Origin of the sequence: Bradyrhizobium sp. BLXBL-01, from assembly GCF_051853025.1 — a bacterium.
GTDB lineage: Bacteria > Pseudomonadota > Alphaproteobacteria > Rhizobiales > Xanthobacteraceae > Bradyrhizobium.
Map to the genome: position 1 here is coordinate 7,376,299 of NZ_CP182471.1, position 25,457 is coordinate 7,401,755.

Annotated in this window: 26 protein-coding genes and 1 tRNA gene; 15 read left to right on the top strand and 12 right to left on the bottom strand. The window is 64.7% G+C overall.

What is annotated here, in order from left to right; genetic code table 11:
- The first annotated feature begins 285 nt into the window (after window positions 1-285).
- Window positions 286-849, top strand: a complete 564-nt coding sequence (locus ACNJYA_RS34065; protein WP_172789010.1) for a chlorite dismutase family protein — start codon at window positions 286-288, stop codon at window positions 847-849.
- A 176-nt stretch (window positions 850-1,025) separates the two neighbouring features.
- Here ACNJYA_RS34065 and ACNJYA_RS34070 read toward each other — a convergent pair whose 3' ends face one another.
- Window positions 1,026-1,424 (bottom strand): gamma-glutamylcyclotransferase family protein, encoded by a 399-nt coding sequence (locus ACNJYA_RS34070; protein ID WP_439364607.1) that lies wholly within the window; start codon window positions 1,422-1,424, stop codon window positions 1,026-1,028.
- 76 nt (window positions 1,425-1,500) lie between these two features.
- On the opposite strand from ACNJYA_RS34070, the gene ACNJYA_RS34075 reads away from it, so the two are divergent.
- The gene (locus ACNJYA_RS34075) at window positions 1,501-2,304 is read left to right on the top strand and encodes an N-formylglutamate amidohydrolase (RefSeq protein ID WP_439401526.1); all 804 of its coding nucleotides are present in this window, start codon (window positions 1,501-1,503) and stop codon (window positions 2,302-2,304) included.
- A 4-nt stretch (window positions 2,305-2,308) separates the two neighbouring features.
- Here the strand turns inward: ACNJYA_RS34075 and ACNJYA_RS34080 are convergent, their stop codons facing one another.
- Window positions 2,309-2,929: a LysE family translocator gene (locus ACNJYA_RS34080; RefSeq protein ID WP_212259924.1), complete on the bottom strand. Its 621-nt coding sequence runs from the start codon at window positions 2,927-2,929 to the stop codon at window positions 2,309-2,311.
- Between the two features lie 135 nt (window positions 2,930-3,064).
- Here ACNJYA_RS34080 and ACNJYA_RS34085 point away from each other — a divergent pair, with 135 nt between their 5' ends.
- The 3 genes from ACNJYA_RS34085 to ACNJYA_RS34095 are packed head-to-tail and all read left to right on the top strand — an operon-like array spanning window position 3,065 to window position 4,351.
- Complete coding sequence (locus ACNJYA_RS34085) at window positions 3,065-3,379, top strand: ArsR/SmtB family transcription factor (RefSeq protein WP_439401527.1); 315 nt, start codon at window positions 3,065-3,067, stop codon at window positions 3,377-3,379.
- Window positions 3,372-3,842, top strand: a complete 471-nt coding sequence (locus ACNJYA_RS34090) for an SRPBCC family protein (RefSeq protein ID WP_439401528.1) — start codon at window positions 3,372-3,374, stop codon at window positions 3,840-3,842. Before ACNJYA_RS34085 ends, ACNJYA_RS34090 begins: the two co-directional genes overlap by 8 nt.
- Window positions 3,839-4,351 (top strand): SRPBCC family protein, encoded by a 513-nt coding sequence (locus tag ACNJYA_RS34095; RefSeq protein ID WP_439401529.1) that lies wholly within the window; start codon window positions 3,839-3,841, stop codon window positions 4,349-4,351. The genes ACNJYA_RS34090 and ACNJYA_RS34095 overlap by 4 nt, the downstream gene beginning before the upstream one ends.
- A gap of 183 nt (window positions 4,352-4,534) precedes the next feature.
- On the opposite strand, the gene ACNJYA_RS34100 is transcribed toward ACNJYA_RS34095, so the two are convergent.
- The gene (locus ACNJYA_RS34100; protein WP_172789004.1) at window positions 4,535-5,308 is read right to left on the bottom strand and encodes a DUF2189 domain-containing protein; all 774 of its coding nucleotides are present in this window, start codon (window positions 5,306-5,308) and stop codon (window positions 4,535-4,537) included.
- Window positions 5,309-5,550: 242 nt separating this feature from the next.
- On the opposite strand from ACNJYA_RS34100, the gene ACNJYA_RS34105 reads away from it, so the two are divergent.
- Window positions 5,551-7,779 (top strand): ATP-binding protein, encoded by a 2,229-nt coding sequence (locus ACNJYA_RS34105; RefSeq protein ID WP_260382217.1) that lies wholly within the window; start codon window positions 5,551-5,553, stop codon window positions 7,777-7,779.
- A 1-nt stretch (window position 7,780) separates the two neighbouring features.
- Here the strand turns inward: ACNJYA_RS34105 and ACNJYA_RS34110 are convergent, their stop codons facing one another.
- From ACNJYA_RS34110 to ACNJYA_RS34135, 6 genes are all read right to left on the bottom strand, one after another.
- The gene (locus tag ACNJYA_RS34110; RefSeq protein ID WP_212259934.1) at window positions 7,781-8,224 is read right to left on the bottom strand and encodes a hypothetical protein; all 444 of its coding nucleotides are present in this window, start codon (window positions 8,222-8,224) and stop codon (window positions 7,781-7,783) included.
- 2 nt (window positions 8,225-8,226) lie between these two features.
- On the bottom strand, window positions 8,227-8,580 hold the full coding sequence (locus ACNJYA_RS34115; protein ID WP_172789031.1) for a nuclear transport factor 2 family protein: 354 nt from the start codon (window positions 8,578-8,580) through the stop codon (window positions 8,227-8,229).
- A 98-nt stretch (window positions 8,581-8,678) separates the two neighbouring features.
- A complete protein-coding gene (locus ACNJYA_RS34120; protein ID WP_172789002.1) occupies window positions 8,679-9,146 on the bottom strand; it encodes a MarR family winged helix-turn-helix transcriptional regulator in 468 nt (155 codons plus the stop codon).
- Window positions 9,147-9,172: 26 nt separating this feature from the next.
- Entirely contained in the window at window positions 9,173-10,783 is a 1,611-nt protein-coding gene (locus ACNJYA_RS34125; protein ID WP_212259936.1) for an acyl-CoA synthetase, read from the bottom strand.
- Between the two features lie 183 nt (window positions 10,784-10,966).
- Entirely contained in the window at window positions 10,967-12,103 is a 1,137-nt protein-coding gene (locus ACNJYA_RS34130) for an epoxide hydrolase family protein (RefSeq protein ID WP_439364612.1), read from the bottom strand.
- A 126-nt stretch (window positions 12,104-12,229) separates the two neighbouring features.
- Window positions 12,230-12,685, bottom strand: a complete 456-nt coding sequence (locus tag ACNJYA_RS34135; RefSeq protein ID WP_172788999.1) for a GatB/YqeY domain-containing protein — start codon at window positions 12,683-12,685, stop codon at window positions 12,230-12,232.
- A gap of 225 nt (window positions 12,686-12,910) precedes the next feature.
- Here ACNJYA_RS34135 and carA point away from each other — a divergent pair, with 225 nt between their 5' ends.
- Together carA and ACNJYA_RS34145 are read left to right on the top strand one after the other, a co-directional pair.
- On the top strand, window positions 12,911-14,101 hold the full coding sequence (gene carA, locus ACNJYA_RS34140) for a glutamine-hydrolyzing carbamoyl-phosphate synthase small subunit (RefSeq protein ID WP_439364613.1): 1,191 nt from the start codon (window positions 12,911-12,913) through the stop codon (window positions 14,099-14,101).
- Window positions 14,102-14,313: 212 nt separating this feature from the next.
- Complete coding sequence (locus ACNJYA_RS34145) at window positions 14,314-14,835, top strand: hypothetical protein (protein ID WP_439364614.1); 522 nt, start codon at window positions 14,314-14,316, stop codon at window positions 14,833-14,835.
- 120 nt (window positions 14,836-14,955) lie between these two features.
- On the opposite strand, the gene ACNJYA_RS34150 is transcribed toward ACNJYA_RS34145, so the two are convergent.
- Window positions 14,956-15,480: a Dps family protein gene (locus tag ACNJYA_RS34150; protein WP_172788994.1), complete on the bottom strand. Its 525-nt coding sequence runs from the start codon at window positions 15,478-15,480 to the stop codon at window positions 14,956-14,958.
- Between the two features lie 114 nt (window positions 15,481-15,594).
- Between ACNJYA_RS34150 and ACNJYA_RS34155 the strand changes: the two genes are divergently transcribed.
- Together ACNJYA_RS34155 and ACNJYA_RS34160 are read left to right on the top strand one after the other, a co-directional pair.
- On the top strand, window positions 15,595-16,296 hold the full coding sequence (locus tag ACNJYA_RS34155) for a class I SAM-dependent methyltransferase (protein ID WP_439364615.1): 702 nt from the start codon (window positions 15,595-15,597) through the stop codon (window positions 16,294-16,296).
- 54 nt (window positions 16,297-16,350) lie between these two features.
- Window positions 16,351-16,426, top strand: a tRNA-OTHER gene (locus ACNJYA_RS34160).
- An 82-nt stretch (window positions 16,427-16,508) separates the two neighbouring features.
- Here ACNJYA_RS34160 and ACNJYA_RS34165 read toward each other — a convergent pair.
- On the bottom strand, window positions 16,509-16,886 hold the full coding sequence (locus ACNJYA_RS34165) for an ArsR/SmtB family transcription factor (RefSeq protein WP_172788992.1): 378 nt from the start codon (window positions 16,884-16,886) through the stop codon (window positions 16,509-16,511).
- A gap of 113 nt (window positions 16,887-16,999) precedes the next feature.
- Between ACNJYA_RS34165 and ACNJYA_RS34170 the strand changes: the two genes are divergently transcribed.
- The 3 genes from ACNJYA_RS34170 (at window position 17,000) to greA (ending at window position 22,462) form a co-directional block, all read left to right on the top strand.
- A complete protein-coding gene (locus tag ACNJYA_RS34170; RefSeq protein ID WP_172788991.1) occupies window positions 17,000-18,169 on the top strand; it encodes an MFS transporter in 1,170 nt (389 codons plus the stop codon).
- 142 nt (window positions 18,170-18,311) lie between these two features.
- The gene (gene carB / locus ACNJYA_RS34175) at window positions 18,312-21,776 is read left to right on the top strand and encodes a carbamoyl-phosphate synthase large subunit (protein ID WP_172788990.1); all 3,465 of its coding nucleotides are present in this window, start codon (window positions 18,312-18,314) and stop codon (window positions 21,774-21,776) included.
- A 212-nt stretch (window positions 21,777-21,988) separates the two neighbouring features.
- The gene (gene greA, locus ACNJYA_RS34180; protein WP_036009537.1) at window positions 21,989-22,462 is read left to right on the top strand and encodes a transcription elongation factor GreA; all 474 of its coding nucleotides are present in this window, start codon (window positions 21,989-21,991) and stop codon (window positions 22,460-22,462) included.
- Window positions 22,463-22,696: 234 nt separating this feature from the next.
- On the opposite strand, the gene ACNJYA_RS34185 is transcribed toward greA, so the two are convergent.
- Entirely contained in the window at window positions 22,697-23,176 is a 480-nt protein-coding gene (locus tag ACNJYA_RS34185; protein ID WP_172788989.1) for an Lrp/AsnC family transcriptional regulator, read from the bottom strand.
- 266 nt (window positions 23,177-23,442) lie between these two features.
- Here ACNJYA_RS34185 and trxB point away from each other — a divergent pair, with 266 nt between their 5' ends.
- Together trxB and ACNJYA_RS34195 are read left to right on the top strand one after the other, a co-directional pair.
- Window positions 23,443-24,408, top strand: a complete 966-nt coding sequence (trxB, locus tag ACNJYA_RS34190) for a thioredoxin-disulfide reductase (RefSeq protein ID WP_439364616.1) — start codon at window positions 23,443-23,445, stop codon at window positions 24,406-24,408.
- A gap of 4 nt (window positions 24,409-24,412) precedes the next feature.
- Window positions 24,413-25,336 carry a LysR family transcriptional regulator gene (locus ACNJYA_RS34195; protein WP_025032176.1) on the top strand — a complete coding sequence of 308 codons (924 nt, stop codon included), beginning with the start codon at window positions 24,413-24,415 and terminating at the stop codon, window positions 25,334-25,336.
- Window positions 25,337-25,457: the final 121 nt, after the last annotated feature.

Here is a 25,457-nt window from a genome sequence, read left to right on the forward strand (position 1 = left end):
AACCGGGGTGAGTCGGGCGAAGGATCAGGGATATAGGTGCGGCGCGGCCAAAGGCCAGGTTTGTCGGGCTTATCCGGGTTATTCGACCTATGCACAGGGCCTCCGTCATCTCCCGTCATTCCGGGGCGATGCGAAAGCATCGAGCTATGGTGCGCAATTGCGCACCTGAGAATCCATGGCGCCGCCGGGACGCTCGGAGAAATGGATTCCGGGCTCGCGCCAAGGGGCGCGCCCCGGAATGACGAGCCACTTGAACCGCGCCCAGTTCCACGCTTCCATACCGCCATGTTCAGGACCTTTCGAGGCGGCCACAGCGGGGGCTGGCGGGTGACCTCGATTTCGCCAGTGACGGGCGAGCCCCTGCCCTTTGTGCCGGCGCTGTCGGTGACCGACAGCGACGCCGTCTCGTTGCCGCTGGTACCCTCGCGCAATGCCTGGCGGCTGGTCGGCGTTGCGAGCAGCCTGCGCTACACCGAGCGGGCCGAGAAGCAGCAGCTCGTCGCCGTGCAGGCCGGCCTCGGCCGGCTGGAAGCAACCAGCGCGGCGCTGATCCCGATCCGCAAGTCGCAGGCCTGGTGGGACCTGACCCAGGAAGAGCGCCGCAGGATTTTTGAGGACAAGTCGCACCACATCGCCAGCAGTCTTCGTTTTCTGCCCGCGATCGCACGCCAGCTCTATCATTGCCGCGACCTCGGCGGCCCCTTCGATTTCCTGACCTGGTTCGAATTCGCCCCCGCGCACGCCTCGCTGTTCGAGGAGCTGGTGGCGATGCTGCGGCGGACCGAGGAGTGGAGCTATGTCGAGCGCGAGGTCGACGTGCGCGTGGTCAAGGAAGTGCTGTCGGCTTGAAGCGGCAACAATGGTGCGCTCCCTCGCCCCGTTCTTACGGGGAGAGGGTTGGGGTGAGGGGCCTCTCTCCACACTTGAGGTCGTCGAGAGACCTGTACCCCCTCACCCGGATCGCATCTTCGATGCAATCCGACCTCTCCCCGCAAGCGGGGAGAGGTGAAGACCCGCATTCGCTGTCAGTGCTCCAGGAATCGCCCGGATTCGATGCGCGGCAGATCGGTAACCGGCCAATTGTAGACGTAGGTCCAGGCCTTCTCGGTGGTGCCGCCGGGCAACGTCACCTCGATCATCTGCCGCAGATATTCCGTCGGCTCGGGAAAGCCCTCGCCGCAGGCCTCGTACATGTCGAGCTCGCGCAAGAGCTCGTCCGGCACGCGCAGGTGAAAGAGCTCGCCATGAACGATGTCCGCCGGCGCCTCGGAGAGCAGCAATCCCGGATAGTGCTTCACCAGAACGAGCCGGCCACGGCAGGTGGCCTCGCCGAGGAATTCGGCATGGCCCGCGAGCAGCCGCGCCATCGGGTGGTCGAAGCCGCGCATCAGGGTGCCGTAAACGAAGAGTCGATCCGAGCTCATGCTGTTCCAACGTTGCGGCGTCGGTGCGATACCGCTACTCCGTTTACACACTTTGTCATTCCATAGGCAAATCAGGATGGCTTTGGATATTGCCGACGTAGCAGATCAATTGCTCGGAGAGGGCGACATTCCGCCCGTACATGAGGTGAATGCGGCAGGGACATCGCCGTTCCTGCTCACCGCGGACCATTACGGACGGGTGCTGCCGCGCGCACTCGGCGATCTCGGCGTCGCGGACAGCGATCTCGTCAGGCACATCGGCTGGGACATCGGCATCGCCGGTGTCGCCGAGCGGCTCGCCGCGATGCTCGATGCGCATCTGATCGCGCAGCGCTATTCGCGCCTGGTGATCGACTGCAACCGCCCGCCCGGTGTCGCAAGCTCGATTCCGGTGATCTCCGAGGCAACCGCCATCCCCGGCAATGAGGATCTATCGGCCGCGGCCAAGGAGATGCGCCGGCGCGAGATCTTCGATCCCTATCACCGCCGGATTGGCGCGGCGATCGATGCGCGCGTCAACGCTGGCAAACCGACGGTGCTGGTGGCGCTGCACAGCTTCACGCCGGTCTATTACGGCGAGCCGCGGCCCTGGCACATCGGCACGCTCTATCGGCGCGACACCGTGCTGCCGCGGCTGATGCTGCAGCATTTGCGGGACGAGAGCGCGCTCGTCGTCGGCGACAACCAACCTTACGCGGTGAGCGACATCACCGACTACACCATTCCCGTCCACGGCGAGGCGCGCGGCCTCGTCAACACCGGCATCGAGATCCGCCAGGACCTGATCACTGAGGAGAGCGGCCAGCAGCAATGGGCCGAGCGGCTGGCGCGGATCCTTAGAGAGATCGAGACAACGCTGCGCAACCAGGGAATGGCGTAAGCGGTCACTTCGCCCGCGTCAGCGCCAGCCAGATGCCGCCGCCGATCATGAAGCCGCCGGAGATGCGCGACATCATCCGCGTGCGCCGCGCCGAGAAGAATTTTCGCGCGCGCCCGGCGGCAATCGCGTAGAGCGCATCGGTCAGCACGGCCGTTACCATGAAGGTGACACCCAGCAGCGCGACCTGCGGGAAGTGCGGCTGGCTCATGTCCATGAACTGCGGGATGAAAGCGCCGAAGAACACCAGCACCTTCGGATTCGACAGCAGCACCAGGAATCCCTGGAGGAAGAAGCCGCCGCGCGGCGGCGGAGGCGGCGCGTCGATATCCACGCCCTCGACCGGCGCCCAGATCAGCTTGATGCCGAGCCAGACGAGATATGCGGCGCCGGCAAAGCGCACCCAATCGAACCAATAGCCCATGGTCGCCATCAGCGAGGTCAGGCCGATCGCGACGATGCCGATGACGATGGCAAGCCCGGCCTGCGCGCCGGCCACGTTGATGAGCGCCGCACGCGTGCCGTGGCGCAAGCCATTGGCGATCACGAGGGTGACGATCGGCCCCGGCAGCAGCGCCAGCGCAATGCAGGCGGCGACGAAGGCGAAATAGGCTTGCATGGACATCATGGAAGGACTCGCTGACGGCGGTTTCGCCGCATTAATGCATGGCGAGGGCTGGAACGGAAGACGTTCCCTCTCTCCTCTCGTCTTCTCGCTTTCGCGGCTTGACATGCAACCATTTGGTTGCCTATTATCGCTGGCATGGATGACGTCTTCAAAGCGCTCGCCGATGCGTCACGACGGTCGCTGCTCGACAGGCTTCACACCAGGAACGGCCAGACATTGAACGAGCTTTGCGAGGGCCTCGCCATGACGCGGCAAGCCGTCACAAAACACCTTGTCATTCTCGAAGAGGCCAACCTGGTCACGACCATCAGGCAGGGCCGCGAGAAGCTGCATTATCTCAACCCGGTGCCGATCCATCAGATCGGCGAACGCTGGATCAAGAAGTTCGAGCGCAGCAAGTTAGCCGCGCTCAGCGAATTGAAACGCCAGTTGGAGAAGCGCGATGAGTAAGCCGGAGTTCGTCTACGTGACCTACATCGAGACCACGCCCGAGAAGCTGTGGCAGGCGCTGACGTCGAGCGAGTTCACCAGGCAATATTGGTTCGGCGCCGAGGTTCGCTCGGACTGGAAGCTCGGTTCGCCCTTCGCGCTTCTGCTCGATGGTGAGGTCACCGATTCCGGCGAGATCCTGGAATCCGATCCACCGCGGCGCCTGTCCTACAGCTTCAAGCACCACAAGTTCGAGGAGCTGCGCGACGAGCCGGCCTCGCGCGTCGTCTTCACGCTCGAACCGTTCGGCCCGCTCGTGCGTTTGACCGTGCTGCATGACGGCTTCGTCGAGGGCGGCAAATATCTCGGCGCCGTCTCCAACGGCTGGCCGGCGATCCTGTCCGGGCTCAAGAGCCTGCTGGAGAGAGGCCAGGTCCTCGCCATCCCGCGCACGGCGCTCAACAAGGGATTCGACGCAAAATGAACCTCGATCAATTCAAGCCGCTGACCGTCTACACCATCTACATCGCCTCGACGCCGGAGAAGGTGTGGGAGGCGCTGACGTCCGCCGAGTTCAGCCGAAAATATTTCTCCGGCTTTGCGGTGGAGATGGAGCCGAAGCTCGGCGGCAGTTTCATTGTGCACGCGCCCGACGGCTCCGAGCACATCCGCGGCGAAGTGTTCGAGTACGATCGGCCGAGGAGGCTCACGGTGAGCTGGAACGTCAATTGGCCGGGCCTCGTGGAAAAGCTCGGCACCACCATTGTCACCTATGAGATCGAGCAGGCCGGCGAAGCCGTCCGCCTCACCATGAGCGAACGTCACGACCGCGAGCTCAGCGACGACATCCTCTCCGGTGGCCGCACCGGCTGGCCCGCGATCCTCTCCGGATTGAAGAGCCTGCTGGAAACGGGCAAGGCGCCGAAGATCGAGATGTCCCCGCCGGTGAGGTTGCTGGAAGCGCTGAAGGCGATGGGCATCGAGACGCCGTGATTGAAGAAGGACAAGCATCTTCCCCTCTCCCCTTGTGGGAGAGGGTGGCTCGCCGCGTAGCGGCGAGACGGGTGAGGGGTTTCTCTCCGCGCGCACTTCTCTCAATGAGTCCGGGGAGAGAGACCCCTCATCCGGCGCTTCGCGCCACCTTCTCCCACAAGGGGAGAAGGAAGAGCGCCGACACTAAGGCACCGGCGCCACCAGCCGCCGGTACAGATGCCACGTCGCATGCCCCAGCACCGGCAACGTCACGATCAGCCCGAGAAAATAGGGCAGCGCCGAGACGATCAGCAGCATCACGATCACGGCGGCCCAACCGATCATCGGCAGCGGGCTCGTCACCACCGCGCGCACGCTCGTCACCATCGCCGTGACGAAATCGACCTCGCGATCGAGCAGCAGCGGGAACGACACCACGGTCAGCGAGAACAGGATCAGCGACAGCACGGCCCCGACCGCATTGCCGATGGCCAGGAACAGCAGGCCCTCGCTGGTCGTCAGCACCACCGTCATGAACTCCTGCAAGCTCGAGAACGAGGCGTTGAGGCCGAGCAGCAGCGCGATCAGGAGCCGCACCTGGTACATCCAGATCACGAACATGAACAACGTCACGAAGGCCATCCAGCCGATCTCGCTGCGCGCGCGGATTGCGAACCAGATCGCAGAGAACGAGACCGGCTCGCCGCGCTCGCGGCGCCGGCTGACTTCGTAAAGGCCGATCGCAACGAACGGACCGATCAGCGCAAAACCGGCAGCGAGGGGATAGACCAGATAGACCATGCCGAAGGCGGTGAGACAGAGCATGATGACGATGCCGCCGGCGGCGTAGAGCGCGCCGAAGCAGAGACCGTAGAGCGGCAGCGCCTGGAAATCGCGCAGGCCTTCGACCAGCGCCTCGGCGATGTCGGCCGCCGCCACCGGACGCACCACCGGATCGACCTTGCCCGAGATGGACATCAGCTCCCTCCGCACATCGGCGCGATCTTCGTCGCGCGCATGCCGCGATATTAGCGCCGCCGCGCGGCGGCGCAACTCGAGGCCGGCCGGCGCGATCGGGAGCAGCGACGCAACACCGCTCGCACTCGGAAATCTTAAGCCTTTCGCGCGATTTTCGCGCCGACGGCTATGGACGGGGCGGATGCTCGTGCCGCAAATTGTACCTCCGAGCACCCTCGCCCGAGAGAGCAGATCACCCACCGATGAGCCTGCGTACCCGGTTACTGATCCTCGTCATCGCGGCCATGCTCGTGCCCGCGATTCTGGTCGGGCTGCGCTTCGTGCAGAACCGGGCCAGCGAGATCGACGCGGCGCTGGCCAATCTCGCCGCATCGGCCGACGACATCGCCAGCGATCTCGGCGAGAAGATCCAGGGCACTGCGCAACTTCATTACGGGCTCGCCCGCGCCCGCGACCTCGACACGCGCGACAAGGCGGCATGCTCGGCGTTTCTGTCGGATGTCCGCGAGGAATATCCGCAGTTCACGGGTATCCTGACCATCGATCCCGACGGCAGGCTGTTCTGTGACTCGCTGCGGACCAACCGCACGCTCGACCTGAACGACCGCAGCTATTTCAAGGAGGTCAAGAATCTCCAGGGCGTCGTCGCGGTGGAGCCGGTGTTCGGCCGCCTCACCGGACTGTCGGTGCTGCAGATCGCCTATCCGGTGCGATCGGATACGGGCGCGCTGAAATTCGTGCTGCTCGCATCGTTCAACCTGAACAAATTCGCGGAGTTTCACCACAAGCGGCTGCTCGCCGAGAAGGACATCCTGTTCGTCGACGCCAAAGGCACGGTCCTGGCCGCGCCCAAGGGTGGCGGCTGGAGCGTACCCGTCGGCGGATCCATTGCGGGCTCCGACCTGTTCCGCTTCGCGGCAGCGCCCGATGGCGAGCCATTCCGGGAGATCACCGATCGCGGGGGCCGCACGCAGATCTGGGGCGTTGCCCGCTCGCCGGCGATCCGCAAGGCCGGACTCTACATTTTGGTTGGGCGGTCCAAGGACGGACTGGTCGCGGCAGCGAACCGCCGGCTCTACGAGGACATGGCGATTCTGGCAGTGGCCTCGCTGCTGCTCCTCGCCGGCCTCTGGATTCTCACGACCGTGAGCATCGGACGGCAGGTTGGGCGGCTCGCTGCCATGGCGAAGAGCCTCGGGCGGGGCGATCTCAGCGCGCGCATTCCGGAGCCTCACCCGGGCGGCGAGCTCGGCGGATTGATGACCCTGCTCAACAGCACGGCCGAATCGCTCGAGCAGCAGCGTGCCGCCATCGCCGATCTCAGCCACAAGCTCAGCCAGTCCCAGAAGATGGAAGCCATGGGCCAGCTCACGGGCGGCGTGGCGCACGATTTCAACAATCTCCTGACCGTCATTCTCGGCAATTCCGAGCACCTCGCCGACAGGCTTGCGGGGAACAAGGAATTGCACCGGATCGCCGACGACATTGCCACCGCCGCCGAGCGCGGCTCCGACCTGACACGGAGCCTGCTCGCCTTCGCGCGCAAGCAGCCGCTGCGGCCGCGAGAGATCGACATCGCCGAGCAGGTGACCGGCATGACGCAGCTTCTGCAGCGGACCTTGGGCGAGCACATCGAATCCAGCTTCGCGTTCGCGCCGGATCTCTGGCTCGCCAGCGTCGATCCCGGCCAATTGGCGACAGCCGTGCTCAATCTCGTGCTCAACGCGCGCGACGCGATGCCTGACGGCGGCAAGCTGACGGTCGAGGTGCGCAATGCATCGCTCGGCGAATCCGACCTCGATGTCAACGGCGAGCCGCGGCCCGGCGACTACGTCATGCTGGCCGTGAAGGATACCGGGTCCGGCATGAGCAGCGAGGTGTTGGGGCGCGCGTTCGAGCCGTTCTTCACCACCAAGGAGGTCGGCAAGGGGACCGGCCTCGGCCTCAGCATGGTCTACGGCTTTGCGCAACAATCCGGCGGACTCGTGCAGATGCAGTCCGAACCGGGTCATGGCAGCGTAGTCCGGCTGTTCTTTCCCCGCTTCGCGACGCCGCCGAACGAGGAGCCGTCACCGGCAGAGCGTGTCGCCGCACCCGAGGGCCACGAGACGATCCTCGTCGTCGAGGACGACGACATGGTGCGCGCCTATGTCGAGAACGAGCTGAGGGCGCTCGGCTACCGCGTCATCTCGACGGCGAACGGACCTGCGGCGCTGGACGCGCTGCGCCAGTCCGGGGACATCCAGCTTTTGTTCACCGACGTCGTGATGCCCGGCGGCATGTTCGGGCCGGAGCTGGCGAGACAGGCCGTTCAACTGCGGCCTGGACTCAAGGTGCTCTTCACGTCCGGCTACAGCCAGGATCCGGTCAAGACGCCCGACGGGATCGACGCCCGCATTCTGACCAAGCCGTTCCGGCGCAAGGATCTCGCCGCGATGCTGCGTACGGCCCTGTCGGAGCCGCCGCGGTAGATCAGGACGCGATCGTGAGCTGCAGCGCCACTGCGAGATTGGCCGCGAACAGAGCCGCATCGATGACGAAGATCCGGAGCATCGGCCCCTTCAACACCGGCCAATAGGCCACCCCGACGCGGCCGCCGCGCATCAGCACCGGGACATTGTAGGCGAACTGGCTGAAATGGCAGGCGGCAAAGAACAGAAACAGCGCGAGCTGCGCTTCGACCGGCTGGAAGAAGGACGGACGGGCCGCCAGCAGATAGAGCGACAAGAGCCCGATCGGCAGATTCATGCCGCCGAGGAACGCGACGCTCGCCGCAAGGGTCGGCGCGATCGGATTGCTGCGCTCCTCCCGCGGCAGCAGGATCTTCAACGTGTTGGTTTGCGCGATGCTGAACTGGATGAACGCCCCGACGAACCAGAGCGTGTTGAGGAACAGGACGATGTCCGAAAACCGCATGGCTATTTCCCGTAAAAAGCTTCACTGCGCACCACACGGCCCGCATCGTCGAAGTCCATGAATTCGCTGGCGCGCGTGTCGCCCAATTGCCACCACACCGTCAGCCGCGCGATCGCCTCGTCCCAGCTCCAGCCCAGGATCTTCAGGTCGGCAGTTTCGATGTGGCCATAGGCTTTGCGCCAGTAGGCGCGGATGTTCTCGGCGCCGGTGACGGTCGGAGACCCCGTCAGGGTGAGAGCGAGAGGGCTGCGCATCTGCGCATCGTCGGCGAAATGGGCGACGACCGCGTCGATATCGACCCTGCACCAATTCGCGCACCATGCCGCGACGAAGCTTGCGGCGGTCGCGCGGTTCATTGCCTGTCCGCTCACGACACGGATCCTCCCCTTGGCTCGTGGCCGGGAAGGTGGCAAAGCGCACGCCTCATGTCAACTATGTTGACTTGAGATTTCCATCAATTGTTGTCGGCGATCGCCTCCATCACGCCGATCCATCCCGCCGCACCGCTCGCCCCGACGCGCTCGAACGCCTCGCGCAGGACCTGGCGCTCGTGGTCCGAGGCCCGTTGCTCGATGCGCCGCCCCGCTTCGGTCAGGCGCAGCAGTTTCGAGCGGTGCTGCTCCGGCGCGCGCTTCGAGGTCAGGAGCTTGCGCTCCACGAGCAGATTGAGCGGCCGGTTGAGGGCCTGCTTGGAAATGCCGAGGATCTCGATCAGCGCGCCGATGGCGATGTCGGGCCGGCGCGCCACCACGTAGAGGATGCGATGGTGCGGACGCGACAGGCCCTGCTTGGCAAGATATGCGTCGGCCTCCAGCGTCATGCCGCGCCAGCCGTAGTACATGAGCTCCAGCGCCGCATCGAGCTCGTGCAGCTTTGCAAGCGAGGCGCGGTGAAGCCCCGCGGCTTGAGACGTCTTTGCCATGGTCGGAAGCCAGTCCTTGTCAGAAGTCAGCCTTTGGCCCGCAGCTCGCGGCGCAGTACCTTGCCGGTCGCCGTCATCGGCAGCGTCTCGGCGAACTCGACGAAGCGCGGATATTCGTGCGCGGCGAGCTGCACCTTGACGAAGTCCTGGATCTCGCGCGCCAGCGCGTCGCTGCCGGCAAAGCCCGGACGCAGCACGATCCAGGCCTTGATCGATTCGGTGCGGATCGGATCGGGAATGCCGACCACCGCAGCCATTGCCACCGACGGATGTTTCATCAGCGTGTGCTCGATCTCGGAAGGGCCGACGCGGTAGCCGGCCGTGATGATGACGTCGTCCTCGCGACTGACGTACCAGAAATAGCCGTCCTCGTCCTGCACGCCGAGATCGCCGGTGAGCAGGAAGTCGCCGACATATTTCTTCGCCGTCGCCTCCGGATTGCGCCAATATTCCAGCATGGTGACGGGACATGGCTGGCGCACGCCGATGATGCCGCGCTGACCGCGCGGCAATTCCTCGCCCTTGTCGTTGACGATGCGAACGTCGAAGCCGGGCGTTGCCTTGCCCATCGAACCCGGGCGGATCGGAAACAGGTTGGAATTGCTGCCGATCACGAGGTTGCACTCGGTCTGGCCGAACACCTCATGCGCATCGATACCAAACGTCTCGCGCACCCAGCCGAGCAATTCACCGCCGAGCGACTCCCCACCGGTGAAGATGCTGCGCAGCTTCACGCCGGAATGCCTGACGCCGGCCTGCCGCATCAGCTTCAGGGCGGTCGGCGGCAGAAAGACGTTGCGGACGGAAAGATCGGCCATCATCTGCATCGCTGCCTGCGGCTCGAATTTTCGCGCGCGATGGCCGACCAGCGGAATGCCGTGGTACCAGAACGCGAGCAGGCCGTTGATGAGCCCGCCGATCCAGGCCCAGTCCGCCGGCGTCCACATGAGATCGCCGGGCTTGGGTAAGAAGTTGTGGCACATCTCCACATTCGGCAAATGGCCGAGCACGACGCGATGCGCATGCAGAGCGCCCTTGGGATTACCCGTCGTGCCCGAGGTGTAGATGATCAGCGCGGGATCGTCGGCCGAGGTATCCGCGCGCGCGAAGTCGGGCGAAGCGGCTTTCACCGAAGCCCAGAACGATTTCGTGCCGGCGGGGGCGCGCGCGCCAACGATGTAGACGTTCCTCAGCTCCGGCAGGCGGTCGCGGATCTTCGACAGCTTTTCCCAGCCGCCCTCGTCGGTGACGATCGCCTTGGCCTCGGAGTTCGACAGGCGGAACTCCAGCGCGTCCTCGCCGAACAGGGCGAACAGCGGGATCGAGATCATGGCGGAGCGAAACGCCGCCATGTGCACGATCGGCAATTCCAGCGACTGCGACAGGAAGACCGCGACGCGGTCGCCGCGGACAAGTCCGTCCGCCTTAAGCACATTGGCGAAACGGCGCGACATCTCCGCGACCTCGTCGAACGAGGTGCGGCTGGTGGCGCCGTTCTCGTCGACATAGATCAGCGCAAGCCGGCCGCTGCCGTCGGCATGGCGATCGCAGCACGCCTCCACCATGTTGAAGCGCGCGGGGATGTCCCAACGGAAGTTGCGGACGAGCTCGTCGTAGGTTGCGGCTTCGGTGAGCATGGGCTTGGTCGTTTCCCGGTGTGTTGTTATGGCCCAGTCTAGAGCTGTGAATGCTCGGAACAAGAGCTCGGGACGTCATTCCGGGGCGACGCGTCAGCGTCGAGCCCGGAATCCATTGCGTAGCGTTTGCCGCGGCCCAATGGATTCCGGGTTCGCCCTGCGGGCGCCCCGGAATGACAGGGGTCACCGCACCGTCGCAAAGAACTTCCTGACATCGCGCACGAACAGCTCCGGCTGCTCGAAGGCGGCGAAGTGACCGCCCTTCTCCATCTCGCTCCAATGCGTGATGTTGGGGAAGTTCGGTTCCATCCAGCGCCGCACCGGCGTGATGATCTCCTTCGGAAACACCGCGACGCCCGTCGGCACCTTCACCACCGGCGTGGTGCGGCGCTTGCCGAAGCTCTCCCAATAGAGCCGCGCCGACGACGTCGCCGTCTCTGTCGCCCAATAGAGCATGACGTTGTCGAGCAGCTCGTCCTTGCTGAAGATGTTCTCGGGATGGCCATTGCAATCGGTCCAGGCCCAGAACTTTTCCAGGATCCAGGCCGCCTGCCCGCTCGGCGAATCCGTCAGGCCATAGCCGAGCGTCTGCGGCCGCGTCGATTGCTGCTTGGAGTAGCCGGAATCGAGATCGACATAATGCTTGAGGCCGGCAAGCGCGCGCTTCTCCTCTGCCGTCGGCTCACCCTCGACCTTCGGCGCCGCGTTGAAGGCGAGCGTGATATGGATGCCGGCGCAATGAGCGGGGTCATGCGCGCCGAGCGAGGTCGTCACCGCCGAGCCCCAGTCGCCGCCTTGCGCGCCGTAGCGCGCATAGCCGAGACGGTCCATCAGCTTGGCCCAGGTCGCGGCAATGCGATCGACGCCCCAGCCGGTGGTCCTTGGCTTGCCCGAGAAGCCGAAGCCCGGCAGCGAGGGACAGATCACGTGGAAGGCATCGGCGGGATTGCCGCCATGCGCGGCGGGATCGGTGAGCGGCGCGATCACCTTCTGGAACTCGACGATCGAGCCGGGCCAGCCATGGGTGATGATCAGCGGCAGGGCCGACGGCTCCTTCGAGCGCACGTGAATGAAATGAATATCGAGCCCGTCGATCCCGGTGGTGAACTGCGCGAAGCGATTTAGCTTCGCCTCGCGGGCCCGCCAGTCGTAGTCCTTGGCCCAGTAGGCACAGATCTCCTGGATCCATTTCAGCGGCGCGCCCTGGCTCCAGTCGTCGACCAGTTCGGCCTCCGGCCAGCGCGTGCGGGCGAGGCGCGACTTCAGGTCGGCGAGGATGTCGTCGCCGATGGCGATGCGAAATGGATGGATGGCGGTCACCGTGCCTCCCTTGTTTTTGTTGTCATTCCGGGGCGCGCGTAGCGCGAACCCGGAATCCATTTCGCAACAGAGCCGGCAGCACGATGGATTCCGGGCTCGACGCTTCGCGTCGCCCCGGAATGACGGCTAACCCGACAGCGCGGCCTTCACCAAACCGCTGGCCTTGCCGAAATCCATCTGCCCTGCGTATTTCGCACGCAGCACAGCGATCACCTTGCCCATGTCCTTCATGCCGGCTGCGCCGGTCTCGGCGATCGCGTCCGCAATCGCCTTCTTCACGTCGTCCTCGGACATCTGCTTCGGCAGATACGCCGAGATCACCGCGATCTCCTCGCGCTCCTGCGCGGCAAGCTCGGCGCGGCCGCCCTTGTCGTAGAGCTCGACCGCCTCCTGGCGCTGCTTGATCATCTTCTGTAGCACCGCGAGAATGTCGCCATCCGACAGCGGCGGCTTGCCGCTGCCGCGCGCGTCGATGTCGGCATTCTTGATGGTCGAGTTGACCATGCGCAGCGTGGACAGCTTGCGCTCGTCCTTGGCCTTCATGGCCTCCTTGACCGCATTGTTGATGTCGTCGCGCAGCATGTCGGGTCCTCTCAATCTGACCCCCTGATCTAAGCCGTTCGCGGGCAAGAGGCCATACCGGAGCGATCGCCGGTTCATTGTTTCCTCGCCACCGGTTGAAATGGCGCAAAATTGCCCGTTCCGGCTCAAAGTGCCTGAAGCCGCCTGTCAAATATGCAAAAACGCATGTGAATCCGGCCTCTCCCGCTTTGACGGGCGGGCGCGGGGGGACTATGAAACGCGCTCATGACACAACATGACAACGATCCCGCCTGGCCGGACCATAAACCGACCGCGCTCCTCGTGCTTGCCGACGGCACGGTACTCGAGGGCTTTGGCCTCGGCGCCGAAGGCCACGCCGTCGGGGAGGTCTGCTTCAACACGGCGATGACCGGCTATGAGGAGATCCTGACCGATCCCTCCTATGCCGGCCAGCTCATCACCTTCACTTTCCCGCATATCGGCAATGTCGGCACCAACGAGGACGACATCGAGACGGTGAATATGGCGGCGACGCCGGGCGCGCGCGGCGTGATCCTGCGCACCGCGATCACCGATCCCTCGAACTATCGCGCCACCAAGCATCTCGACGCCTGGCTCAAGGCCCGCGGCATCATCGGCCTCTCCGGCATCGACACCCGCGCGCTGACCGCGCTGATCCGCTCCAAGGGCATGCCCAACGCCGTGATCGCGCACTCGAAGACCGGCGAGTTCGATCTGCATGGCCTCAAGGAAGAGGCGCGCGAGTGGCCGGGCCTCGAAGGCATGGACCTCGTGCCGATGGTGACGAGCGGCCAGCGCTTCACCTGGGACGAGACGCCTTGGGCCTGGGACAAGGGCTTCGGCCGGCAGGACAAGCCCGAGTTCAACGTCGTCGCCATCGATTACGGCATCAAGCGCAACATCCTGCGCCTGCTCGCCGGCGTCGGCTGCAAGGTGACCGTGGTGCCGGCGACGACCTCGTCCGAAGACATTTTGGCGATGAAGCCGGATGGGGTGTTCCTGTCGAACGGGCCCGGCGATCCGGCTGCGACCGGCAAATATGCCGTGCCCGTGATCCGGGACGTGATCAAGTCGGGCACGCCGACTTTCGGCATCTGCCTCGGCCACCAGATGCTGGGGCTCGCCGTCGGCGCTAGAACCAAGAAGATGCATCAGGGTCATCACGGCGCCAATCATCCAGTCAAGGACGAGACCACCGGCAAGGTCGAGATCACCTCGATGAACCACGGCTTTGCGGTGGACGAGACGACGCTGCCGAAGGGCGCGACGCAAACCCACATCTCGCTGTTCGACGGCTCCAATTGCGGCATCCAGCTCGACGGCAAGCCGGTGTTCTCGGTGCAGTACCACCCCGAGGCCTCACCCGGCCCGCGCGACTCGCACTATCTGTTCCAGCGTTTCGCCGACCTGATGCGGCAGAAGAAGAGCGCGTAAGACGCGTTCTCCTCGGATACTTCACGACAAAGCCCGGGCTTTTTCGTCATTCCGGGGCGCGCGTAGCGCGAGCCCGGAATCCATCGGCCAACAGACTCTGCAGCACGATGGATTCCGGGCTCGACGCTGCGCGTCGCCCCGGAATGACAGAACCAGGAACGCCGCCTCACTGTTCTCGTTGATTCCTGCTACCCTGAAGCAGGAGCCCAGCCATGTCCGTCGTCCGCGACAAGGCCGAGCCGCTCGCCATCGTGTTCGAGGATGACGGGCTCGTGCCGAACAACATCCTTCCGTTCCTGGTCTACCAGGGCGCGGTGAAGCTCGACCCAAAGCGCCCGGAAGAGACGATCGAACTTCTGTTCGAAGCGAACGGCTGGGGCGGGACGTGGCGCAACGGCGTCTACGATTATCTGCATTATCATGCGACGGTGCATGAGGTGCTCGGCGTCGCGCGCGGCAGCGCCCGCGTCCGCTTTGGCGGCGACCATGGCCAGGAGCTTCAGATCCAGGCCGGCAACATTGCGATCCTGCCCGCCGGCACCGGACATCAATGCATCAAGGCGAGCGATGATTTCTGCGTGATCGGCGCCTATCCACCGGGCGCGAAGATGGAGATCACGCGGGCAACGCCGGAGAATCATGCCAAAGCGCTGAAGACGATTCCACGCGTCGCGCTGCCGCCGGCTGATCCCGTGACGGGGAAGGATGGGGCATTGATGCGGTTGTGGCGGTAGCCACAAGCGCGGTGCGGTAGGGTGGGCAAAGGCGCGCCCTTGCGCGCCGTGCCCACCACTCCATCCGTACAATCCAGTTGGTGGGCACGCTTCGCTTTGCCCACCCTACCGCCCTGTGTCCTACGCTTCGTTGCCACCTTCCTGCCGGGTCGCTTCGAACAGGAACCAGGTCCGCCGCTCGGTCTCGTCGATGAAGTTTTCCAAAATGCTGGCGCTGGCGACGTCGCCGGCCTCGTCGCAGACGTCGTGCGCCTTGCGCATCGCGGCTGCGACGAGCTTGTTGTCCTGCATCAGCTCGCGCAGCATCTCGCGCGGCGGGACGTAGTCCTCGTTGTTGTCCTTGATGGTCTGGAGCTTTGCGACCTGGCCGATCGACTTCAGCGTGGTGCCGCCGATCTTGCGGACACGCTCGGCGAGCTGGTCGGTGGTGGCGAAGATCTGGTCGGACTGCTCGTCGAGCAGCAGGTGGTAATCCCGGAAGTGGCGCCCGCTGATGTGCCAGTGGAAATTCTTGGTCTTGAGATAAAGCGCGAAGGCGTCGGCCAGAAGCACGTTGAGCGCCTCCGAGACTTTCTTGACCCCGTCGGGCGACAGATCGGTGGGGGTATCGAGTTCGGGCGAGACCTTGTTGTTGGTTTTGCTCACGGGAGACCTTCCTGTTAGGACGCGGACATTGACGGCGCGCCGTCGCACCCCTAACGCAAGGCGGACAGCGCCGGTTCCTCTAGCGGAACCGTTAGGCCGGGACCTTCGAATACCATGGACGATTGGATCGATTATTACGACTCGACGCATACGATCTATGTCAGCAAGCTGCATCGCGACTTGCACTTCCAGATCATTGCGCGGGACATCATCGGCTACATCCCCTCGCCCGATGCGACGGTGCTGGACTATGCCTGCGGGGAAGCGCTGTCGGCGAACCAGGTGGCAGCCGCCTGCGGCAAGCTGATCCTGGCCGAGCCCGCGCCCGGCGTGCGCGGCCGGCTGATCGCGCGCTTTGCCCCGAACACCAAGATCCGCGTCCGCTCGCTCGACGACGTCCGCAAGATGCAGGACCAATCGATCGACCTCGTCGTGATGAACTCGGTCGCTCAATACATGACGCCGGACGAGCTCGATGCGGCGCTCTTGAACATCCGCCGGATCCTGAAACCCTCCGGCAAGCTGGTGCTCGGCGATATTCTCCAGCCGCAGGTCGGCATGGCCAGGGACGTGATGGCGCTGCTCGGCTTCGGTCTGCGCCACGGCTTTCTGAAGGACGCGCTGATCGGGCTGATCAGCACCGCGCTGTCGGATTATCGCCAGCTGCGCTCGAAGATCGGGCTGCAGCGCTACAGCGAGGACGAGGTCACGGCCAAGCTGAAGGCGGCGGGCTTCGCGCCCCAGCGCGCCCACAGCAATATCGGCCACAACCGCTGGCGCATGACCTTCATCGCCAGGCCGCCTCTGATCCGTTAAGCATAACAATTAGCCGTTGTGGCTTGTCGCACTGCAATCGGTAATGATCGCCGCGGCCCGGTGGCGGAAGCGTCTACGCGAGGGCGGTGCAACGCTCTACATCCTGGTTCAAATCCAGGCCGGGTCTCCAGCCTTCGCTGCTACCGCAGCTTCGGCTCGGCAAGCCAGCCTTGCCGCGCCGTAGCTCGCAGAGCGGCGGCGGGGCAACCGTCTCATTTTCGATCGACCTCGATCAAGTCGCAGCCGGACACGAGCGGAAGCCGGTCGGCATCCTTGGCTGCGGAGCTGAGCACCGCATCGAGCAGGCCCGGGAAGCGCGCCTCCAGATCCTCTCGTCGCAGCCGCATGAAGCGGTTGGTGCCCGCGATGCGCGTCTGCATCAGGCCGCATTCGCGCAGCTTGGCGAAGTGATAGGCGAGGTTGGACTTGCCACTCAGCGCGCTGAAGTCGCTGCAGCGGAGTTCGCTGCTGACACGTTCCTGCTGGGCGAGCTGGTAGACGATCGCCAGACGGATCGGATCGCTCAGGCAATCCAGGACCATCGGCAGTTCGATCTGCTCGCGGGTGGGATGGTGCGGCGTGCGGCTCATGGTCCGGGAATCATAACGATGCGCCGGCAATGTTCAATAGTTCTTGAACCAATTGACAGCGAAATCGCTTCGTTCGATAGTTCAATGAATCTTGAACATAAGGAACGTTTCCGATGAGCGTGCTCTGGCTGGCCTTGGCGGCCTTTGCGATCGGCACTGAAGGCTTTGTCATTGCAGGGCTTTTGCCGGCGATCGCTTCCGACCTGTCGATTTCCGTCTCGGCCGCAGGCCAATTGGTCACGGCCTACGCCCTCACCTATGCGGTGGGCTCGCCCATCCTCGCAGTCGTGCTGAACAATATCGATCGCCGGACCGTGCTGGCCCTGGCGCTATCGACCTTCATCGCCGGCAACCTCGCCGCGATGGTCGCATCCAACTACGCCCTGCTGCTGGCCTCGCGGATGCTGATGGCGCTGGGCTCAGGGCTGTGCATGCCGACGGCGCTTGCCGTGTCCGTGGCGGTCGCCGCGCCCGAACGGCGCGGCCGCGCGGTGGCGCTCGTCACCGCGGGCCTCACGGTTGCGACCGTGATCGGCGTTCCCTTCGGCAATCTCGTCGGCAGCCTGTTCGGCTGGCGTGCAACCTTCGCCATGGTCGCCCTGATCGGCGCCGTTGCGCTCGCCGGCCTGCTGCTCGGGCTGCCGCGCGGCCTGCCGCGCAATACGGCCTCGCTCGGCGAGAGGCTGGCGGTGGCGCGCCATCGCAACGTCGTGGTCGCGCTGCTGATCACGATGTTGTGGGCCCTGGGCGGCTTCACGGTGTTCACTTATTTCGCAGTCCCGCTGCGCGGCCTCGGCTTCGACGCCTCGCAGATCAGCCTTGCTCTGCTGGTGTTTGGCGGCGCGGCGGCGATCGGGAACATGTTCGGCGGCGTCCTGGCCGACCGGCTCGGCACGCTCGCGACCGCAGGCCTCGGGCTCGCCGGCATGGCGGGCGCCCTGATCCTGCATTCGCTGGTCCTGAAGCTGATGCCCGCACAGGCGCATTATGCGGTGCTCGGCACGATCTTCCTCTGGGGACTCTCGGGCTGGGCGTTCTATCCGGCCCAGATCGCCAGCATCATCCGGATCGAGCCGCAGGCCTCGATGATCGCGCTCTCGCTCAACGCCTCGTCGATGTATCTCGGCTTCGCCATTGGTGGAGCGCTGGGCGGCGCGGTGCTGGCCACCCTCTCGCCTGATGACCTCGGCTGGATCGGCGGAACGAGCGTTGCGGCCTCGCTTCTGGTGCACCTCGCCCGCGGCTGGCAGGCACGGCCAAAACCGGTCAAAATTGCCGGTTGATGGGCGTTTTTCGGGGTTTCGCCGTCCTGAAAACTGGTCTAAGACCCACCCGCGCGCGAGGGAAGACCCCGCGCTCTCGCAAAAGGGACGCGCGGCAAGCGCGCCCTTTTTTTGTGCCCAAATTCCACTTCGGCGAGAGTTGATGCCCAAACGTACAGACATCACCACCATCCTGATCATCGGCGCCGGCCCCATCGTGATCGGCCAGGCCTGCGAGTTCGACTATTCGGGCACGCAAGCGGTGAAGACGCTGAAGGAAGAGGGCTACCGCATCGTCCTCGTCAATTCCAACCCGGCCACCATCATGACCGACCCGGAATTGGCGGATGCGACCTATATCGAGCCGATCACGCCCGAGATCGTCGCCAAGATCATCGAGAAGGAACGTCACGTCATTCCCGGCGGCTTCGCGCTGCTGCCGACCATGGGCGGCCAGACCGCGCTGAACTGCGCGTTGTCGCTGCGCCGGCAGGGCACGCTGGAGAAGTTCGGCGTCGAGATGATCGGCGCCACCGCCGATGCCATCGACAAGGCCGAAGACCGCCAGCTGTTCCGCAACGCCATGACCAAGATCGGGCTGCAGACCCCGAAGTCGCGGCTTGCCAACGCCTCGGAGCTGAAGAAGTCGTTCCGCGACAAATATCACGCCGAACGCGAGAAGCTGTCGGGCGCGGCGCTCGAAGAGCTCGACCGGCAATGGACCCTCGGCGAAGGCGACCGCCGCAAGCGCTATCAGGAATATGCGCTGGGCCAGGCGATGATGGCGCTGTCCGAGATCGGCCTGCCCGCGATCATCCGTCCCTCCTTCACCATGGGCGGCACCGGCGGCGGCATCGCCTACAACAAGGAAGAGTTCCTCGACATCATCGAGCGCGGCCTCGATGCGTCTCCCACCAACGAAGTGCTGATCGAAGAATCCGTGCTCGGCTGGAAAGAGTACGAGATGGAGGTGGTGCGCGACAAGAAGGACAATTGCATCATCGTCTGCTCGATCGAGAACCTCGATCCGATGGGCGTGCACACCGGCGATTCCATCACGGTGGCGCCGGCGCTGACGCTGACGGACAAGGAATACCAGATCATGCGCGACGCCTCGCTGGCGGTGCTGCGTGAGATCGGGGTCGAGACCGGCGGCTCCAACGTGCAGTTCGGCGTCAATCCCGAGGACGGCCGCATGGTCGTCATCGAGATGAATCCGCGCGTGTCGCGCTCCTCCGCGCTGGCCTCGAAAGCCACCGGCTTTCCGATCGCCAAGGTCGCCGCCAAGCTCGCGGTCGGCTACACGCTCGACGAGATCGCCAACGACATCACCGGCGGCGCAACACCGGCCTCGTTCGAGCCGACCATCGACTACGTGGTCACCAAGGTGCCGCGTTTTGCCTTCGAGAAATTCCCGGGCGCCTCGACCACGCTGACCACCTCGATGAAGTCGGTCGGCGAAGTCATGGCGATCGGCCGCACCTTCCAGGAAAGCCTGCAAAAGGCCCTGCGCGGGCTCGAGACCGGCCTCACCGGCCTCGACGAGATCGAGATCGAGGGCCTCGGCCGCGACGACGACAAGAACGCGATCCGTGCCGCGCTCGGCACGCCGACGCCGAATCGCATTCTCCAGGTCGCCCAGGCCATGCGGCTCGGCTGGTCGAACGAGGACATCTTCAACTCCTGCAAGATCGATCCGTGGTTCCTCGCCGAGATGCGCGGCATCGTCGAGATGGAGGAGAAGGTCAGGAAGAACGGCCTGCCCGGCAACGCCTTCGGCATGCGCACGCTGAAGGCCATGGGCTTCTCCGACGCGCGGCTCGCCGTGCTGGCCGAGACGACGGAGGCCGAGGTCAAGGCGAAGCGCCACGCGCTCGGCGTTCACCCGGTGTACAAGCGCATCGACACCTGCGCGGCCGAGTTCGCCTCGCCGACCGCCTACATGTACTCGACCTACGAGGCGCCGTTCGCGGGCCTACCCGCGGACGAGAGCACGCCGTCCGACAAGAAGAAGGTCATCATTCTCGGCGGCGGTCCCAACCGCATCGGCCAGGGCATCGAGTTCGATTATTGCTGCTGTCACGCTTGCTTCGCGCTGCATGACGCCGGCTACGAATCCATCATGGTCAACTGCAATCCCGAGACGGTGTCGACCGACTACGACACCGCCGACCGGCTCTATTTCGAGCCGCTCACCGCCGAGGATGTGCTGGAGATCATTGCCAAGGAACGCAGCAAGGGCACGCTGCACGGCGTCATCGTGCAGTTCGGCGGCCAGACGCCGCTGAAGCTGGCGCGCGCGCTGGAAGCCGCCGAAGTGCCGATCCTCGGCACGTCGCCCGACGCCATCGACCTCGCCGAAGACCGCGACCGCTTCAAGCGCGTGCTCGACAAGCTTCGCCTCAAGCAGCCGAAGAACGGCATCGCCTATTCGGTCGAGCAGGCCCGCCTCGTCTCCGCCGATCTCGGCCTGCCGCTGGTGGTGCGGCCGTCCTACGTGCTCGGCGGCCGCGCGATGCAGATCATCCGCGAGGAGAACCAGCTCAACGATTATCTGCTCGGCACGCTGCCGGAGCTGGTGCCGGCCGACGTCAAGGCGCGCTATCCGAACGACAAGACCGGGCAGATCAACACCGTGCTCGGCAAGAACCCGCTGCTGTTCGACCGTTATCTGTCGGACGCGACAGAGATCGACGTCGACTGCCTGTGCGACGGCAAGGACACCTTCATCGTCGGCATCATGGAGCACATCGAGGAAGCCGGCATCCATTCCGGCGACAGCGCCTGCTCGCTGCCGCCGCACTCGCTTGATGCGAAGATGATCGAGGAACTGGAGCGGCAGACGCGCGAGCTCGCGCTCGGCCTCGACGTCATCGGCCTGATGAACGTGCAATACGCCATCAAGGATGGCGAGATCTACGTGCTCGAGGTCAATCCGCGCGCCTCGCGCACCGTGCCGTTCGTCGCCAAGGTGGTCGGCACGCCGGTCGCCAAGATCGCCGCGCGCATCATGGCCGGCGAGAAGCTCGCCGATTTCAAGCTGAAGAAGGCAACGCTCAAGCACGTCGGCGTCAAGGAATCGGTCTTCCCGTTCGCACGCTTCCCCGGCGTCGACACCGTGCTCGGCCCGGAGATGCGCTCGACCGGCGAGGTCATGGGCATCGACCGCTCGTTTGCGGTGGCCTTCGCCAAGAGTCAGCTCGGCGGCGGAACGCGGGTGCCGCGCAAGGGCACGGTGTTCGTCTCGGTGCGCGAAAGCGACAAGACGCGCATTGCGGATGCCGTCCGCGAATTGCATTCGCTCGGCTTCAAGGTGCTGGCGACCTCGGGCACCGCACGCTTCCTGACCGACCAGGGCATCCCGACCGAGAAGGTGAACAAGGTGCTGGAGGGGCGGCCGCACATCGTCGATGCCATCACCAATGGCGACGTCCAGCTCGTCTTCAACACCACCGAAGGCCCGCAGGCACTGGCCGACAGCCGCTCGCTGCGGCGCGCGGCCCTCTTGCATAAAGTGCCATATTACACCACTCTTTCCGGGGCCGTGGCGGCCGCGCAGGGCATCCGCGCCTATCTGGGCGGGGACCTTGAGGTTCGTACCCTGCAGAGCTACTTTTCGGAAACCTGATCGCTAGCGGCAGCGAAGCTTCCGCTAAGTGATTGGCAATGAAGCCACAATGGCCGGAGGAACTGTCCGGCCAGGTGGCAGTTCTGTTCCGGCGCTAAAGCCCATATCTGTCAAGGTCCGGAAGCCCCTCTTTGGGCTCTGGAGGACTGACGAATCAAGGTTGCGGCGCCCATCCGCATTCTGGGGCGCACGATCGAAGGACGAGAGAGACGATGGAAAAGGTTCCGATGACCCAGGCCGGCTTTGTCGCGCTCGGGGAAGAATTGAAGCAGCGCCAGTCCGTGGACCGTCCGCGGATCATCGAGCATATCGCCGAGGCGCGCTCGCACGGAGACCTGTCGGAGAACGCGGAATATCATGCCGCGAAGGAAGAGCAGTCGCACAATGAGGGCCGCATTGCCGAGCTCGAGGACAAGCTCGCGCGCGCCGACATCATCGACATCTCCAAGCTCTCCGGCGACACCATCAAGTTCGGCGCCACCGTGACGCTGGTCGATGAGGACACCGAGAAGAAGACGGTGTGGCAGATCGTCGGCGAGGTCGAGGCGGACGCCAAGAAGGGCCGCATCTCGATCACCTCGCCGCTCGCACGCGCCTTGATCGGCAAGAAGAAGGGCGCCACGGTCGAGGTCAACACGCCTGGCGGCGCCAAGGCGTACGAGATCACCAAGGTGGAGTGGCGGTAAGGATTTGCCGCTGCGCTGACGTTTCGAAAAGGCCGCGCGACGCGCGGCCTTTTTGTTTCAGCGGGTTGCTGGGGTTGTGGACACACGCTCTCACCACACGTCCTCGCGAGCGCAGCGAAGCAATCCGGACTGCCTCTGCGAAAAGACTCTGGATTGCTTCGCTGCGCTCGCAATGACGAGGACTGTGGACCGGTCTTCACCTCTCCCCGTAAGAACGGGAGAGGGAGAAGACCCTCACCGCCGCCCCTTCACCTCCAGCGGCACCGCCGCCTCGTATTTCGAATTGTGCAGCACCAATGACGTGCGCACGTTGCGCACGTGCGGTGCGGCGGTCAGGTGCGTCACGAAATCCTGGAAGGTCGCCATGTCGGGGGCGACGCATTTCAGGATGAAATCGACCTCGCCGGACAGCATCCAGCATTCCCGCACCAAAGGCTCGGCGCGAACGAACTCCTCGAACGCGCGCAAATCCGCCTCGGCCTGGCTGGACAGGTGCACGGCGGCGAAAACGGTGACGTCGAAGCCCAGCTTGCGTGCGTCCAGGAGGCCGCGATAGCCGTGGACATAGCCCTCCTCCTCCAGCGCCCGGACGCGGCGCAGACAGGGGGGCGGCGAGATGCCGACGCGCTTGGCCAACTCGACATTGGTGATTCGACCGTCGGCCTGAATCTCGGCGAGAATTTTGAGGTCGATCTCGTCTAGGTTCCGCGACACGTGATTGGAACTCCTGGCCTTTGCGGCGGTATTGGGTGATTTGTCGAAATCCTCATAGCCTAACCAGCACAGCTAGCGCAATTTTATTGCGCGTGCAGCGCAATCGACTTTTGTTCCCTGTTGGAAAAATCCGCCGAGAGGGAATGCAATTCTTGCATGGCTCGCCAGAAGGCTTAGATTAGCTCTGATATTTCAGCGCCTCCGCGAGGCCTCCCGGCACATTCCGCGCCCGCGCTGCAAATCCCCCGTGAAAGGCGTCCATCGAAATGTCCGCTCCTGTTCATGCAAAGGTCGTCATCATCGGCTCCGGCCCGGCCGGCTATACCGCCGCGATCTACGCCGCGCGCGCGATGTTGGAGCCGATCCTGATCCAGGGCATCCAGCCCGGCGGACAGCTCACCATCACCACCGACGTCGAGAACTATCCCGGCTTCGCCGACGTCATCCAGGGCCCCTGGCTGATGGAGCAAATGGAGAAGCAGGCGGTCCATGTCGGCACCAAGATCGTCACCGATCTGGTCACCAAGCTGGAGACGGCGCGGCGGCCGTTCCGCCTCACCTGCGACAGCGGCGACGTCTATCTCGCCGAGACCGTGATCCTGGCCACCGGCGCGCAAGCGCGCTGGCTCGGGCTGCCGTCGGAAGCCAAGTTCCAGGGCGGCGGCGTGTCGGCCTGCGCCACCTGCGACGGCTTCTTCTACCGCGGCAAGGAGGTGATCGTGGTCGGCGGCGGCAACACCGCGGTCGAGGAAGCCCTGTACCTCACCAACCATGCCTCGCAGGTCACGATCGTGCATCGTCGCGATCACTTCCGGGCCGAGCGCATCCTGCAGGAGCGCCTGTTCAGGCATCCAAAGATCAAGGTGATCTGGGACGCCACCGTCGACGAGATCTGCGGCACCGAGAACCCCAACAAGGTCACCCATGTCCGGCTCAAGAACGTCAAGACCGGCGCGCTCACGGACGTGAAGGCCGACGGCATCTTCATCGCCATCGGCCATGCGCCGGCGACCGAGCTCGTCAAGGATCAGGTCAAGCTGAAACCCTCGGGCTATGTCGAGGTCGCCCCGAACTCGACCGCGACCTCGGTGCCCGGCCTGTTCGCCGCCGGCGACGTCGCCGACGAAACCTATCGCCAGGCCGTGACGGCCGCCGGCCTCGGCTGCATGGCCGCACTCGAAGCCGAACGTTTCTTGGCCCTTCGCGCCAGCGAGCGCGCGGCAGCGGAATAGAATCATGCCCCGAACACGCGACGGATTTACGGATATGGACTGGGACAAGCTGAAGGTGTTTCACGCCGCGGCGGAAGCGGGCAGCTTCACGCATGCGGGCGAGCAGCTCGGCCTGTCGCAATCGGCGGTATCGCGCCAGGTCTCGGCGCTGGAGCAGGAGCTCTCGGTCTCGCTGTTCCACCGCCACGCCCGCGGCCTGATCCTCACCGAGCAGGGCGACCTGTTGTTCCGCACCGCGCATGACGTGTTCATGCAGCTGCAGGCGGCGCGCGCCAAGCTGACCGACAGCCGCGAGCGGCCGAGCGGCGATCTCAAGATCACCACCACGCCCGGCGTCGGCATCAACTGGCTGATCCCGCGGCTCGGCGAATTCACCGCGCTCTATCCCGAGATCCGCATCTCGTTGATCGTCACCGACGAGGAGCTCGATCTGTCGATGCGCGAGGCGGACGTTGCGATCCGCACCCGCAAGCCGACGCAACCGGATCTGATCCAGCGCAAGCTGTTCGCGATGGGCTTCCACGCCTATTGCTCGCCGGAATACATCAAGCGCTTCGGCACGCCGCGCACGCTGGAGGAGCTCGACTCCCACCGCATCATCACGCTGTCGGACGGCAACTTCGCGCCGCACCTGCAGAACCGCAACTGGCTGATCGAAGCCGGGCGCAACGGCTCGGGTCCGCGCGAAGCCTATTTCAAGGTCAACAACATCCTCGGTCTCGTGCGCGCCTGCGCGCAGGGCCTCGGCATCGCCGCCCTGCCCGATTACCTGGTCGAGGAGCAGAGCAAGCTCGTGCAGCTGTTCGGCGAGTCGGATTCGATCCAGCTCGACACCTACTTCGTCTATCCCGAGGAGTTGAAGACGGTCGCGCGCGTGCAGGTGTTCCGCGACTTCGTGGTGAGCAAGGCGCAACGCTGGCCGTCCTGATTTCCGCATGTCTGACATGCGGCCTCGGCTGTTGCTGCAAGGCACTCGGCAAGCTCATAATGTTTGCACGCTGAGCCTTCGCGTTGCGCATTTGTCCCCCTCCTCCAGTGGCGCGGGAGTT